Below are 13,523 nucleotides of genomic sequence, written 5' to 3' on the forward strand. Positions count from 1 at the left end.
TCCGGGCGCCGCACCTGCTTCAGCCACGTGCGGGATCCGGACGGTCCGGGCCCAAAAACCGTCCAGGCGCCGCACCTCCTTGGGAACGTGCGGGATCCGGACGGTCCGGGACGCAAAACCGTCCGGGCGCCGCACCTCCCCGGGGAACGTGCGCCGCCCGGACGGTCCAGACGAGAAGAACCTCGGGAACGGCCCCTATCGCCCAAAGAGCGCGCAGGCGTTGCGCCACAGCGCGTCGTAGGTCTCCTGACGCGAGCCGCGCCCGCCCTTCTCGCGGACGTCCGCGATCATCGCCGCGGTGAAGGCGACCATCGCGGGCTCGCACTCCTCGCCGCGCAGCGGCACCGGCGCCATGTACGGGCTGTCCGTCTCCGTGAGCAGGTACCGCTCGGCGCAGATGGTCGCGGCCTCGCGGATATCGTCGGAGCGCATGAACGTCAGCGCGCCGCCAAAGGCGATGCGGCAGTCCAGGCGCGTGAAGCTCTCGAGCACGCGGACGCCGCTCGTGAAGCAGTGCAGGTCGCAGCCGGCCTCGGGCACGCCCTCCTCCTCGAGGATGCGCGCGGCGTCGCGGTGGGCGCCGCAGCGGACGTCGTTGGCGGCGTCGCGGATGTGCAGCTGCACGGGCATCCCCAGCTCCTTGGCGAGGCGCAGGTGGGCGCGGAAGACCTCCTCCTGCACCGGGTAGGGAACCGTGCTCGAGGGGCCGTAGTCGAGGCCGAACTCGCCCACGCCCACGCAGCGGGGGCTCGCCAGCAGCTCGCGCAGGCGCGCCATGACGTCGTCGTCGAAGGTGCCCGCGCCGTAGGGGTGCGCGCCGGCGACGATGCGCACGTTGTCGAGAAGCTCGGGCGCGTCGTAGCCCTCGAAGGCGGGCGGGACAAAGCCGCGCTCGGTGCACTCGGCGAGCGCCTCGCGCGCGGTCTCGATCTGCTCGTCAAGCCAGCTCAGCAGCGCGGGCACGCTCTCCCACCTGCGGGGGATGTCGTCGATGGGGTCGATGGGGACCACGAGCAGGCGCACGCCGGCGAGCGCGGCGCGCACGAGCGCCATCGCCGGGTCGTGCTCGCGGAAGCTCGTGAGGTGACCGTGGGTGTCTGCCAGCGGCGCGAGCGGCACGGGCATCGGGGCCGCCGTCCCCTTGTGGTCGTGGAACAGCTCGCCGTCCGCGAGCGTGAGATCGTCGAGCGCAATGACGTTGGACATGGTGTGCTCCTAGCTCCTTTTGGTCTATCCCTGGTCCTGGGTCCCGCCAATCGGCCGGACCTGGCCCTGAGTCTGCGAGATTTCCTGATAAAGGCGGACAAAGTCCTCGGGCGCGAGCGTCTCGGCCCGGCACGTGGGCGCAATCCCGCAGGCGGCAAACGCCGCGTCGAGCGCGCCCTTCTCGTATCCCGATGAGGACATGGAGTTGCGGATGGTCTTGCGGCGCTGCGCGAACGCGGCGTCGATCACGGCGGACACGCCCGCCACGAGCTCGGGCGCCACCAGCGGCGCGCGGTCGATGCGCACCACGGCGGAGTCCACGTGCGGCGGTGGCATGAAGTTGCCCGGCCCCACCTCAAAGCGCCCGGTCACCTGGCCGAGAAGCGCGAGCTTGGCCGTGTAGGCGCCGTAGGTGCGGCTGCCGGGCGCGGCGCAGATGCGGTCGGCGACCTCGGCCTGCACCATCACCACGAGCCGGCGCAGGCTCGGCATGCCCTGCAGGTAGGCCAGGATGATCGTGGCCGCCACGTTGTAGGGCAGGTTGGACACCAGCGCCGTGGGCTCGCCGCCCGCGGCCTCCACGATCTTCTCCGCCGGGACGCGCAGGGCGTCCCCCATGAGGTAGGCAAAGCTCGGGTGCGCGGCGGCGTGGGCCGAGAGCACGGGCTCGAGCTCACGGTCCATCTCCACCGAGACCACGCGTCCCGCCTCGGCGAGAAGCGCCAGCGTGAGCGTGCCGATGCCAGGCCCCACCTCGAGCACGCGGTCTTCTCGCCCAAGCTCCGCCAGGTCCATGATCTTCTCGATCACGTGATTGTTGACCAGGAAGTTCTGGCCCAGGCTGTGCTTGGTCGCGAGGCCGTACGCCTCGAGCAGGGCGCGCGTGGCGCCGGGGCTTGCGAGAGGAGATCCGCCCACGCCCGCCTACTTCTTGACCGTGTCGAGGCGCGGGAAGAGCGCGTCTCCCTTGGTCACGGGCACGCCTCCCGCGAGGCCGCCCCAGGCGCAGGCCGCGCGCAGGTCGTCCGTCGCGGCCTCGGCCTCGAGCGACATGCGGCGCAGGACCTCGGCCGAGGTCTGGGGCATGAACGGCGCGAAGAGGTGCGCGCAGATGCGGATGGACTCCAGCAGGTCGCGGATGATGTCCGCGAGCTCGCCGGCGCGCTCCGGGTCCTTGGCCACGGCCCAGGGCGCGGAGTCCTCGATGTAGTGGTTGGCGGCGTGGACGAGCTCCATGACCACGTCCTTGGCGCCCGCGTAGTCAAAGACCTCCATGCGGGAGGCATAAGCGTCGTAGATACCCTCGGCGACGCCCTTGAGCACGCCGTCCTTCTCGGCCCAGCCCTCCGGGCACGCCGGCGTGGCGCCCTCGAAGTACTTGGCGCTCATGTTGAGGGCGCGCGAGACGAGGTTGCCCCAGCTGTTGGCGAGGTCGGCGTTGTAGACCTGCTCCATGCGCTCGAAGGAGATGGCCGAGTCGTCGCCGTGCACGACGTCGGTCATGAAGTAGTAGCGGTAGCCCTCGACGCCCAGCAGCTCGATGACGTCGCGCGGGGCGATGGCGTTGCCGCGGGACTTGGACATCTTCTCGGCCTGGCCGGTCTCGGGATTGCGCACCGTGAGGAAGCCGTGGACAAAGACGTGCTCCGGCAGGGCCTCGCCGATGGCCATGAGCATGGCGGGCCACAGGATGCAGTGGAAGCGGATGATGTCCTTGCCGATGAGGTGGCACTGGGCCGGCCAGCGGCGCGCGAACTCGGCCGCGGAGGCCGCATCGTCCAGGCTGTAGCCCACGGCGGTCATGTAGTTGAGCAGGGCGTCAAACCACACGTAGGTGACGTGCTTGTCGTCAAAGGGCACCTTGATGCCCCAGTCGAAGGTGGTGCGGGAGACCGAGGTGTCCTGCAGGCCGCCCTCGACGAAGCTGCGGACCTCGTTCATGCGGAAGTCCGGCTGGACGAAGTCAGGGTGCTCGTCGTAGAGCTTGAGCAGACGGTCCTGGAAGGCGGAGAGCTTGAAGAAGTAGGACTCCTCCTGGACGCGCTCGAGCGGGCGGCCGCAGTCCGGGCAGAGGTGCTGGCCCTTGGTGCCGCGCTCCTCGTCGGCCTTCTCGACCTGGGTCTCGGTGAAGTAGGTCTCCTCGGGCACGCAGTACCAGCCGTCGTAGGAGCCCTTGTAGAGGTAGCCGGACTCGAGCATGCGGTCCCAGAGGTACTGGACCGCGTGGTGCTGGCGCGGCTCGGTCGTGCGGATGAAGTCGTCGTTGGAGACCTCGATCTCGCTCCAGAGGTCCTTGAAGAGCGGGGCCTGGGAGTCGCACCACTCCTGCGGGGTCATGCCGTGCTCGGCGGCGGCCTCGGCGACCTTCTCGCCGTGCTCGTCCATGCCGGTCAGGAACTTGACGTCGTAGCCGGCGGCGCGACGGAAGCGCGCCTGGACGTCGGCGAGCAGGGTGCAGTAGGCGGTGCCCAGGTGCGGGGCAGCGTTGACGTAGTAGATGGGGGTGGTGACGAAGTAGGACGGCTTCTCTGCCATAGGTGCTCCTCATGACGGACTTTGGCATGTGGAGTCGATTGTACTCTTTCGCGAGCGGCAGCGAAGCGGCGGCGAGCGGCTTTGCGCGGGGCACGAACGGGGCGGGGTGGGCGGCGCGCCCGCCGGGGTGTGCGCACTTCTCGGCGTTGTGCGCACTTGTTCGCGTTGTGTACACCGGACGGCGTTGTGCGCACTTCTCGGCAGCGCGTCTACCTGCGCATCTGCCGAGAAGGACCTCTGAGGTCGTGTACACATCGCCGGGGAGCGCGCACATCGCCGGAGGGTGCGCACAACGCCGTAAGGACGGCCCGCCGCCGGCACCGGCGCTACCGCGCGGCGGCGAGCACCTTGTCGTAAACCTCGGCGCGGGGAAGCGAGAAGGACTTGGCCAGCCGCTTGGCCAGCGCGCTCTTGGGCTCGCCGGCGGCCAGGCCCGCGGCGATCTCCTCCTCGAGGGTGCCTCCGGGGCCGGCCGCGGCCGCCCGGCGCCGCTCGAGCTCGCCCGCCCCGGGCGCGGCGATCACGATCACGCACTCGCCGCGCAGCTCGTCGCGGGCCGCCACCTGCGCCGCGAGCGCGGCGGCCTCGCCGCGGACGACCTCCTCGTGGAGCTTGGTGAGCTCGCGCACGAGGGCAACGCGGCGCCCCGGCATGACCTCGGCGACGCGCGCAAGCGTCTCGGCGACGCGCCGCGGGCTCTCGTAGACCACGAGCGTGCCCGGGACCACTGCCAGCTCCTCGAGACGCGAGCGCTGGGCGCCCGCGCGGCGCGGCAGGAAGCCCTCGAAGAAGAAGTGCTCGCTCGCAAGCCCCGACGCCACCAGCGCGCAGGTCACCGCGCTCGGGCCCGGGACCACCTCCACGCGCAGGCCCGCGTCGAGCGCGGCGTCGACGAGGCGCTGCCCGGGGTCGGAGACCCCCGGCATGCCCGCGTCGGAGACGAAGGCCACGCGCTGGCCCGCGGCCAGGCGGTCGAGCACGCCCGCGACCTTCTCGGCCATGACGTTCTCGTCGCAGCGCTCGAGGCGCACGCGCAGGCCAAAGGCGGACATGAGGCGCCCGGTGACGCGCGTGTCCTCGCACAGCACGAGGTCCGCCTCGCCGAGCGTGCGAATCACGCGGGGCGAGGCGTCCTCGAGGTTGCCTATGGGGGTGCCCACGACGCTGAGCACGCCGCCGGGCGCGGCGACCGCCATCAGACGATCATCCCGCGCTCGAAGGTCGCCAGGGCGACGCGCGCGTCCCAGCCCGCCAGAAGCCCGCTCGTCTTCCAGGTGTTGAAGAACCACGCGGGGCACTTCTCGTAGGTGCCCAGCTGCTCGGAGGTGTAGACGCGCTCGAGGGCGATGCGGCCCTCCGGAGTCATCTGGGCGTCCGCGACGGGAAGCGACGAGGACCACTTGCCCACCATGACGGGCATGCCGCAGCGGCGCGCCTCGCGCAGGTGGCGGTCGTGAGCGGCGACGAGGCGGCGCACGCCCGAGGGCCCGGAGACGTCCACGCGCGTGGCGGGGCGGTCGAGATGGCTGTCGAGCCAGACGTTGACGTAGTGGCGCTGCGCCATGAAGCGACCCCAGCCGCCCGGGATGCCGCCGTCCGGGATGATGACGACGGGATCCTCGCCCGCCGCGCTGCGGACGAGCTCGTAGGCCTCGCGGTAGTAGTTGCGCAGGCGATGGATGGGCACGCCGTCGGTGAGCGCCAGGCCGCGGCGCACCTGCGGGACGGCGTCGTCGGCGAGCTCGATGCCAAAGAAGCCCGCGCGCAGGGCGTAGCGCTTGGCGAGGGCGTAGACCACGTCGAGGATGCGCTCGCGCGGCACGTGGCAGTCGGCGTTGTCCGGCGCCACGCCCTCGTCGGGGCAGGGCGCGCCGGGGTTTATCGCAAGCGCGAAGATGACCTTGAGGTCGATCTCCTCCGCCCACTCGAGCGCCTGGTCGACCAACTCGATGCAGCCCACGTAGGGCCCGGGCTCGGGGCCCTGCTCGCCGTAGACGTACCATGGCACGGGAAGGCGCACCGCGTTGAAGCCACGCGCGGCGATCCGGGCAAAGTCCTCGCGCGTGACGAACTCCGCGCGGTGCGAGCGCACGAGGTCGGCGTAGCGACGGGGACCGAGGGCGTTTGCGAGGGACTGCTCGTCGAGCGCGCCGGCCTCGGCAAAGAGCTCGGGCGTCACCCACGACTCAAGCGTCAGCCAACCCGTCAGGTTGACCCCATGCAGGGGATGGCTTCCCATGACGCACCTCCGCTCTCCCGAACTCACCCTGAGGCAAGTATAGCCACCGGGGCCCCTCAATAATCATTCAAGGTCGTGACAAGATGGCCGACGGCCCGCTGCCGTCTGTGGGCGGCGGGGGCGCCGACCTGCGGCGCGTTTGACGAGGCTCAGTCCGCGAGATAGGTCGCGCAGTTGAGCGGGGTCTCGTAGACGTCGACCTGCGCGCAGGGCAGGCCGCGCTCGCGCAGGCGCTCGCAGAAGTGGCGGGCGAGGTTCTCGGCCGTGGTGCGGAAGGGCAGGACCGTGAGCGAGAAGCCCTCGCCCTCCAGGGCCTCGATCGTGGCCGGGCGCAGCGTCCCCTCCTCCACCAGGAAGGTGTGGTCGAACTCCTCCGCGAGCTCCCGGACGGCGCGCTTGAAGACGCCGAAGTCGCAGACCATGTCGCGCTCCGTGCCGGCGGCCCCCAGCTCGGGCGTGCGCAGGTATGCCACGACGCGCCAGCGGTGGCCGTGGAGGTTCTCGCACTTGCCGTGGTAGTCGGCGAGGAAGTGGGCGGAGTCGAAGCTGGCCTCGGTCTTGAGTCCGTACATGCGCGTCCTTTCGGGTCTTTGGCGAGACACTATCGTAGCGCGAGACGGGCAAGCGCGCGTGTGGGATGGACGCGCCGCCCATCCCATACCTTCCTGGATTCCATCCGTCACCCTATGGGTAGACTGAAGCAAAGCAAAGGAGGTCAGAGATGCTGCAGCCTAGACTGGTGCTTGTGGAGCCGCTCGACAACTGCCGGCTGTTCCTTGAGTACGACACCGGTGAGAAGAGGGAGTTCGACGTCTCGCCCTATACGAGCGGACCTTGGTATGAAGAGCTGCTCAACCCCTCCTACTTCAGAGCCGTCCGCATGTTGGAGGGCGGTACGGGAATCGAGTGGCCCCATGGTCAAGACGTCGCTCCTCACGAGCTGTACGAACTGAGCGTACCCGTGGCGTAAGAACAAATTGGCGACAGCGGGGCGACGAATCGACGTTCCGACCGCGGGCCCGCCCCTGAGGGTATGTACGGTCGTGCGGGCGGCGCGTTCTTCTCGCTAAGCCTTTGAGCTGCGGAGATGCGAGAAGGGCCTCCTGACGGGGCGTACATACCCTCAAAGGCGGGTGTACATACCCTAAAAGACGTCAAAGGCGGGCCGACGGTCGGCCGTTGGGGTACCATGTGCGGGCACCCTGACGCAAAGGAGCCGCCATGCTTTCCCGGAGCTTTGCCGAACACGTCGCCCACCGCTACGCCGAGCGCCGCCCCCTGCTGGGCGAGAAGGACCGCGAGGTCGAGGAGCTTCTCGCCCCGCTGCCTGCCGACGAGGCGCTGCTCACCCGCTCCTTCGTGGCAACCCTGCCGCTGACGGACGTCTTCGACTCTCCGCTCGAGACGCTGCTCAGCTTCGCGCGCCACGCGCTCATGCTGCGCGCCGGGGCCGCCGCGGAGCTTCCCGAGGACGTCTTTATCCACTACGTCGCCTGCCCGCGCATCAACAACGAGCCGCTCGAGGACGTGCGCCCCGCGCTCTGGGCCGAGCTCTCGCCGCGCGTGGCGGGGCTCTCCGCCGAGCGAGCCGTCATCGAGGTCAACTACTGGTGCGCCGAGATGGCCACCTACCAGACCACCGACGGCCGCACCCTCGGCGCGCGCGGCGTGATCGCTGCGGCGGCCGGGCGCTGCGGCGAGGAGTCGACGCTGCTCGTGACCGCGCTGCGCGCCGTGGGCATCCCGGCCCGCCAGCTCTACACGCCCTGGTGGGCGCACTGCGACGACAATCACGCCTGGGTCGAGGCCTACGCGGACGGCGCCTGGCACTACCTGGGCGCCTGCGAGCCGGAGGAGGCGCTCGACCGCGGCTGGTTCACCGCCGCCTCGGGCCGCGCCCCCATGGTGAGCACGCGGCTCTTCTCGGACTTTGGCTGCGCGCCCGAGGACGTCCTCATGCGCAGCGGCTGCGCGTACGTGGTCAACGTCACGAGCTCCTACGCGGATTGCGCGCAGCTGACGGTGCGCGTCACGGACGCTGCCGGCACGCCCGTCGAGGGAGCGGCGGTCTCGCTCGAGGTGCTCAACATGGCGGGCTGGCGTCCGCTCGTGACGCTTTCGACAAACGTCACCGGCAGCTGCGCGGTGACGCTCGGAAAAGGCACGGTGCGCGTGCACGCCTCTGCCGGGGAGCTCCTTGCCGAGAAGGACGTGGACCTCGCGCGGTCCTGCGAGGTCGCGCTCGAGCTCGCGCCGGCGCCCGAGCCCGGCGACTGGCGCGAGCTCGACGTCCGGGCGCCCGAGGATCACCCCGCGCGCACGCAGGCGCTCTCCCCCGAGGCCGAGGCGCGCGGGCGCGAATGCAAGGCGGCGGCCGACAAGCTGCGCCATGAGCGCGCTGCCGCCCTGCGTGCGCACGCGGCAGAGCTCGCCGAGCGGGCGGCTGAGCTGCGCCCGGACGATGACGGGGCGGCGGTCGCGCGCGTCCTGGACGGGGCGCTCGGCAACGCCGACGAGGTCTTCTCGTTTCTGACCGCCGGGCCCGAGCCCGAGCGCCTGGCCCTTCTTGAGACCCTGTCGGAGAAGGACTATCTCGACCTCTCCGCCAGCGTGCTGGAGGGACACCTCCGCGCGGCCCTGGCGGCGCGCGACCCCGAGCTCGACCGCGAGGTCTGGGAGCGCTTCGTCCTGTGCCCGCGCGTGCACCTCGAGCACCTGAGCTCCTGGCGCCCGCAGCTCCCCGGAATGCTCGACGACGAGCTCCGCGCGCTGATCGCGAGCGACCCGGCGGCCGCGTGGCAGCTGCTGGCGCGGCGCCTGTCCTTCTCGCCCAAAGAGCACATGGCCAAGCTCGTGGGGACCCCCGTGGGCGCGCTGACCTCGGGCGAGGCCTCCGAGATCACGCGGCGGACGCTCTTTGTGGCCGCCTGCCGCAGCCTTGGCGTCCCCGCGCGTCTCAACCCGGCCGACCTGCGCGCCGAGGTGCTGCGGTTCGGCACGTGGGTCTGCGTGGAGGGGGCGCCCGAGGAGCAGCGGACGTTTGAGCTGCGTCTCACTCCCCCAAGCGGGCGCGCCCTCTCGTACGGCACCGACCTCACCGTCGCGAGGCTGGGCTCCTCGATGCAGGTGAGCGGCCAGCTCCTGTACGGCTTTCACGAGCTCGACCTCTGGGGGCAGGACCCCGAGCGCCTCGAGGTGCCGGCGGGCCGGTATCGCGTCACCACAACCGTGCGCCTTCCCAACGGCAACCAGCAGGCGTGCGAGCGCGTGATCGAGGTCGCACCGGAAGCCCCGGCGCAGCTGGACCTGCGCCTTCGCAGCCCGCAGGCAAGCGAGATGCTGCAGCGCATCCCCCTGCCCGCCGCCGGCAAGCTCGCGCCCACGGACGGTCTGGCGCTTCTCGCCTTCCTGGAGCTCGCCGAGGAGCCCACGGAGCACCTGGAAAACGAGCTCGCGGACGTCGCGGACAGACTCGCCGCCGAGAAGATCGCGCTCACGCTGGTGACGCGCGAGGACGCTGCGGCGGCCGAGGCCGACCCCACGCTCGCGCGCTGCCTCGCGGCCCTGCGCGGCGCCGGCGCCTCCGTGACGCTCGCCCGCGACGACTTCTCCGAGCAGCCGGAGCGCCTCGCGCGCCGTATGTTTGCCAACCCTGAGCTGCTGCCGCTCGCCGTGCTGCTCGACTGCCGCGGCGACGGCGCGCCGCTGGGCCTGTTCGCGCGCGGCGGGTACGCCGTGGGGACCGTCGAGCTCGCGCTGCGCCTCGCCGCCCTAGCGTAAGGCGTCCGGAACTCGCACGTGATCCGGGTACGTGCGGATTCCGGACGGTCTGAGAGACGAAACCGTCCGGAACTCGCACGCATCCAGAGGAGGTGCGGATTCCGGACGCTTCGAGAGACGAAACCGTCCGGAACTCGCACGCATCCAGAGGAGGTGCGGATTCCGGACGGTCTGCAAACTCGTCAATACCTGGCCGAGAAGAACCTTACGTCCCTACTCGCCGCCGCCGGCACCGCCCTCGGAGCCGGCGCCGCCCTTGCCGCGGCCGCCGCGACGACGACGGCGGCGCGCCTTGGGAGCGGTCTCGTCGCCCTGCATGTGCTTGGGCGCCGGACGCTGGCCGCCCTGCTCGCCGCCCTGCTGGCCCGCGCCGGAGCCGGACGCCTGCGCCCCGCGCTTGCGGCGCGACGGCTGCATCCCGCGCGGCTGGGTGCCCTTCTCGGCAGCGGTCTGCCCGCCCCGGTCGCCCGGGCGGCGCGTCCGCTTGACCGGCTGCGCGCCGGAGCCGGAGCCGGAACCCGCACCGGAGCCCTGCGCGCCCGCGTCCGCGGCGCCCTCGCCGGCCTGGTGGTGACGGCGACGGCGCGTCCCGGGCTGCGAGCCGGCGTCGGCCTTGGCGGACGCGGCCGGGGCGGCAGCGTTGCCGGCCCCGCCGTCGCCCGGACGGCGCTTGCGACGACGACGCGTGGGAGCCTCGTCCGCACCCGCGGCAGATAGCTCCGCGGCTCCACGGCCCTTCTCGCCCTGCGCTTCCGCCCCGCCAGAGGCGCGGCGACGCTTGCGACGCGTGTCCACGAAGAGGTCCGAGGCGTCCACCTCGGGCTCGGCGGTCACGCCCATCTTGCGGTCGAGCTCGGCCAGGGCCATCTGCACGTCCGGGGACTCCAAGCGGTCGAGCACCTCGCGCGTCACGGTGTCCGGGCGGCACGGGCAGCCCAGCTCCTCGGACTTCTTGTGCGCGGCCTCGGAGGCCGTCATGTCGGCGAGCGCCACGCGGATCTGCTTGCCGCTCTCCAGGCGCAGGACGATCTGCTCCTTGGGCGTGTCGTACTCGATGATCTTGCCCTTGCCGAGCGGCGTGTCGATCACGGCATTGCGCTTGGGCGCGCGACCCTTGAAGTCGCGGTAGGCCTCGAACTCGTAGCGCAGGCAGCACATGAGCCGTCCGCACGCGCCGGAGATCTTGGTGGAGTTGAGCGGCAGGTCCTGCTCCTTGGCCATGCGGATGGAGACCGGGTCAAAGCCCATGGCAAAGCGGCGGCAGCAGAGCTCCTGGCCGCAGTGGCCGTAGCCGCCCACGATGGCCGCCTCCTCGCGCACGCCGATCTGGCGCATGTCGATGCGCACGTGGAACTCGCGCGCGAGGTCGCGCACGAGCTGGCGAAAGTCGACGCGCTCCTCCGCGGCGAAGTAGCACACGGCCTTGTCGCCGTCGAAGAGGTACTCCACGCCCACCGGCTTCATGTCCAGGCCGGACTCCGCCACGTGGCGACGGAACGCCGGCAGGGCCTCCTCGCCGCGGCGCTCGAGCTCCTCGGCGCGGGCGAGGTCGTCGTCGGTGGCGATGCGCAGCACGTCGCGCAGCTGCGCGTGGCCGATGGTCTCGGCAAGCTCCTCGTCGATCACCTCGCGGGCGTCGCCGGTGGCCAGGCCAAACTCCTGGCCGCGCTCGGTGACGCAGATGACGTGGTCGCCCTCCTGGGCGCCGGTGCCCGCAGGGTCGAACCACAGGTCGCGGGCGGCGTAGGTAAACCTCACCGGGATGATGGCGGGCATGCGAGTGCCTCCTTGATGCGAAGCAGCATGACCTCGACGGTCAGCTGGGGTGATACGTTGTGCGTAAGGTCGTCCGCCGCGCGCGACACGGCGTCGAGCGCGCGCAGGACGGCCGGGGTGTCGCTCGCGGCGGCGATGCGGTCCACGGTGGCTGCCGCGTCGTCGTTGACGATGTCCTCGCCCACGCCCTCGCAGCGAACGAGCGCGTCGCGCAGGAGAGACTCGGCGGCGGACAGGGCTTCCATCATACCCGAACGCTCCCGAGCGGTGAGCTCGCGCTTGTTGGCGTCGGCCACCTGCTTGAGCGCTGTCGAGGTGAGGAAGTCCTGCGTCTCCTTGAGCGCGTCCTCCTGGGCCTGCTTGACGTCGGCCAGCGGCACCGCCACGGCGGCCACGATCTCGCGCGCGGCGAGAAGAACGTCCCAGGAGTCGTCGCGCGCGAGCGCGTCGAGCGCGCCCACCACGAGGCGACGGACCTGGCGGCGGCTCGTGGACTGGAGAAACTCAGTCGCGCGCGCCGGCGTGCCCGCGACCGCCAGGGCGACGCGGGCCTCGGCCTCGCTCGCCGGGACCGCACGGCGGACGGCGTCCACGCCGCCCGTGGTCGAGACGGCCCGGAAGGGCACCTGCTGGCAGCGGGAGACGATGGTGGGCAGCATCGCGGCGGTCGTGCGGGCGCACAGGACAAACATCACGCCCGCGGGCGGCTCCTCAAGGGTCTTGAGCAGGGCGTTTGCGGAGGCGCCGCGGAGCAGCTCCGCGCGCTCGAGCACGTAGACCTTGGTCTTGGCGCGCGTGGGCGCGAGGCTCGCGTCGTCGATGAGCTCGCGGACCTGGGCCACGAGGTAGCCCGTGGCGCTCCCCGGCTCGAGCCAGCGGACGTCCGGGTGGGTGCGGTGCGCCACGCGGCGGCACTCGTCGCAGGCGGCGTCGCCACCGTGGGGGCAGACGACGCACTTCGCCAGCGCCTCGGCGGCCTCGTGCTTGCCCGAGCCGGGCGCCCCCACGAAGAGGTAGGCGTGGCTGAGGCAGCCGTCGGCCAGGGCGCGGGCGAGAAAGTCGCGCACGCGCGGCTGGTCGGACAGGGCGTCGAGGGCGGCGGGGCGGGTCACGGCGCCGGCCGGTCGGTCGGGACGGGTCACGGCGCTCACCCCCGAGGGTCCCAGAGGTCCGCGCACGCGGCGAGCAGCCGCGCGGTGACCTCGTCCTTTTGTCCCGAGGCGTCGATCACGCGCACGCGCTGCGGCTCTTGGCCGGCAAGGCGCAGGTAGGCCGCGCGCACGCGCTCCTGGAACGACAGGCCCTCGGCCTCCAGCCGATCCGCCCCGCCGGCCGTGGCGCGCGCGTGGCCGACGGCGGGATCGAGGTCGAGCACGAGCGTGCGGTCCGGGACGAGCCCACAGCTGCCGAGCTCGTTGGCGGCGCGGACGAGGCCCTCGGGCAGGGCGCGGCCGCCGGCCTGGTAGGCGTAGGTGGAGTCGAAGTAGCGGTCGCACAGCACCACGGCCCCGCGCGCGAGCGCCGGCTCGATCACCTGGCGCACGAGCTGGGCGCGGCTGGCCTCGTAGAGCAAAAGCTCGCACTCCGCCGACATCTCGGCGTTGGACGGGTCCAGAAGCAGCGCGCGGACCTTCTCGGAGATGGGGGTGCCGCCGGGCTCGCGCAGGCGCACGACCTCGCGGCCGCCTGCGGCAAGCGCCGCCTCGAGCAGCGCCGCCTGCGTCGACTTGCCGCAGCCGTCCGCCCCCTCGAGCGTGATGAAGACCCCGCGCGCGCCCATGCGCCCCCTCTCATTGTTCGCCAGCTCTTCCATGGTAGCGCCTCCCGCGGCGCGCCACGAGAACGCCACGCAGCGGGCCGCGGGCCAAGGATTTTCCGTTGTAGGCAGATTTTGGGCGACCCCCTGAGTATCGGACGATTATCGCGCACGGAGTCGCAGGTAGCGGCTGTGCCCAAAGCCGGCTACTCAGGCCCCTACAAAAAAACT

At 71.6% G+C, this 13,523-nt stretch carries 11 protein-coding genes; 2 read left to right on the forward strand and 9 right to left on the reverse strand.

Going from position 1 to position 13,523, the window contains the following annotated elements; translation table 11 throughout:
- Window positions 1–195: 195 nt before the first annotated feature.
- From B5F85_RS05775 to B5F85_RS05800, 6 genes are all read right to left on the reverse strand, one after another.
- Window positions 196–1,206 carry a TatD family hydrolase gene (locus B5F85_RS05775; RefSeq protein WP_087315294.1) on the reverse strand — a complete coding sequence of 337 codons (1,011 nt, stop codon included), beginning with the start codon at window positions 1,204–1,206 and terminating at the stop codon, window positions 196–198.
- A gap of 24 nt (window positions 1,207–1,230) precedes the next feature.
- Window positions 1,231–2,124 carry a 16S rRNA (adenine(1518)-N(6)/adenine(1519)-N(6))-dimethyltransferase RsmA gene (gene rsmA, locus B5F85_RS05780; RefSeq protein ID WP_087315296.1) on the reverse strand — a complete coding sequence of 298 codons (894 nt, stop codon included), beginning with the start codon at window positions 2,122–2,124 and terminating at the stop codon, window positions 1,231–1,233.
- A 6-nt stretch (window positions 2,125–2,130) separates the two neighbouring features.
- Window positions 2,131–3,741 (reverse strand): methionine--tRNA ligase, encoded by a 1,611-nt coding sequence (gene metG / locus B5F85_RS05785; RefSeq protein WP_087315298.1) that lies wholly within the window; start codon window positions 3,739–3,741, stop codon window positions 2,131–2,133.
- A 326-nt stretch (window positions 3,742–4,067) separates the two neighbouring features.
- Window positions 4,068–4,937, reverse strand: coding sequence for a 16S rRNA (cytidine(1402)-2'-O)-methyltransferase (gene rsmI / locus B5F85_RS05790; RefSeq protein WP_087315300.1), 870 nt, complete (start codon window positions 4,935–4,937; stop codon window positions 4,068–4,070).
- A complete protein-coding gene (locus B5F85_RS05795; RefSeq protein WP_087315302.1) occupies window positions 4,937–5,980 on the reverse strand; it encodes a cellulase family glycosylhydrolase in 1,044 nt (347 codons plus the stop codon). The genes rsmI and B5F85_RS05795 overlap by 1 nt, the downstream gene beginning before the upstream one ends.
- A 149-nt stretch (window positions 5,981–6,129) precedes the next feature.
- Window positions 6,130–6,552 (reverse strand): 6-carboxytetrahydropterin synthase, encoded by a 423-nt coding sequence (locus tag B5F85_RS05800; RefSeq protein WP_087315304.1) that lies wholly within the window; start codon window positions 6,550–6,552, stop codon window positions 6,130–6,132.
- 149 nt (window positions 6,553–6,701) lie between these two features.
- Here B5F85_RS05800 and B5F85_RS05805 point away from each other — a divergent pair, with 149 nt between their 5' ends.
- On the forward strand, window positions 6,702–6,950 hold the full coding sequence (locus B5F85_RS05805) for a DUF2442 domain-containing protein (protein WP_087315306.1): 249 nt from the start codon (window positions 6,702–6,704) through the stop codon (window positions 6,948–6,950).
- 251 nt (window positions 6,951–7,201) lie between these two features.
- The gene (locus B5F85_RS05810) at window positions 7,202–9,760 is read left to right on the forward strand and encodes a transglutaminase domain-containing protein (RefSeq protein ID WP_087315308.1); all 2,559 of its coding nucleotides are present in this window, start codon (window positions 7,202–7,204) and stop codon (window positions 9,758–9,760) included.
- Between the two features lie 213 nt (window positions 9,761–9,973).
- Here the strand turns inward: B5F85_RS05810 and ricT are convergent, their stop codons facing one another.
- Genes ricT through tmk form a run of 3 tightly spaced genes read right to left on the reverse strand, consistent with a single transcriptional unit; the run spans window position 9,974 to window position 13,349 of the window.
- Window positions 9,974–11,536: a regulatory iron-sulfur-containing complex subunit RicT gene (ricT, locus tag B5F85_RS05815; protein WP_087315310.1), complete on the reverse strand. Its 1,563-nt coding sequence runs from the start codon at window positions 11,534–11,536 to the stop codon at window positions 9,974–9,976.
- Window positions 11,515–12,678, reverse strand: a complete 1,164-nt coding sequence (locus tag B5F85_RS05820) for a DNA polymerase III subunit delta' C-terminal domain-containing protein (protein ID WP_239386729.1) — start codon at window positions 12,676–12,678, stop codon at window positions 11,515–11,517. The genes ricT and B5F85_RS05820 overlap by 22 nt, the downstream gene beginning before the upstream one ends.
- Window positions 12,679–12,683: 5 nt before the next feature.
- Complete coding sequence (tmk, locus tag B5F85_RS05825; protein ID WP_204204660.1) at window positions 12,684–13,349, reverse strand: dTMP kinase; 666 nt, start codon at window positions 13,347–13,349, stop codon at window positions 12,684–12,686.
- Window positions 13,350–13,523: the final 174 nt, after the last annotated feature.

It is taken from the genome of Olsenella sp. An293, assembly GCF_002159495.1.
In the GTDB taxonomy this organism is placed as follows: Bacteria; Actinomycetota; Coriobacteriia; order Coriobacteriales; family Atopobiaceae; genus Thermophilibacter.

Excerpts from the sequence above, each read along its gene's own strand:
- B5F85_RS05775 (WP_087315294.1), bottom strand. The coding sequence starts at position 1,206 with ATGTCCAACGTCATTGCGCTCGACGATCTCACGCTCGCGGACGGCGAG.
- metG (WP_087315298.1), bottom strand. The coding sequence starts at position 3,741 with ATGGCAGAGAAGCCGTCCTACTTCGTCACCACCCCCATCTACTACGTC.
- rsmI (WP_087315300.1), bottom strand. The coding sequence starts at position 4,937 with ATGGCGGTCGCCGCGCCCGGCGGCGTGCTCAGCGTCGTGGGCACCCCC.
- B5F85_RS05795 (WP_087315302.1), bottom strand. The coding sequence starts at position 5,980 with ATGGGAAGCCATCCCCTGCATGGGGTCAACCTGACGGGTTGGCTGACG.
- B5F85_RS05800 (WP_087315304.1), bottom strand. The coding sequence starts at position 6,552 with ATGTACGGACTCAAGACCGAGGCCAGCTTCGACTCCGCCCACTTCCTC.
- B5F85_RS05805 (WP_087315306.1), top strand. The coding sequence starts at position 6,702 with ATGCTGCAGCCTAGACTGGTGCTTGTGGAGCCGCTCGACAACTGCCGG.
- B5F85_RS05810 (WP_087315308.1), top strand. The coding sequence starts at position 7,202 with ATGCTTTCCCGGAGCTTTGCCGAACACGTCGCCCACCGCTACGCCGAG.
- ricT (WP_087315310.1), bottom strand. The coding sequence starts at position 11,536 with ATGCCCGCCATCATCCCGGTGAGGTTTACCTACGCCGCCCGCGACCTG.
- tmk (WP_204204660.1), bottom strand. The coding sequence starts at position 13,349 with ATGGAAGAGCTGGCGAACAATGAGAGGGGGCGCATGGGCGCGCGCGGG.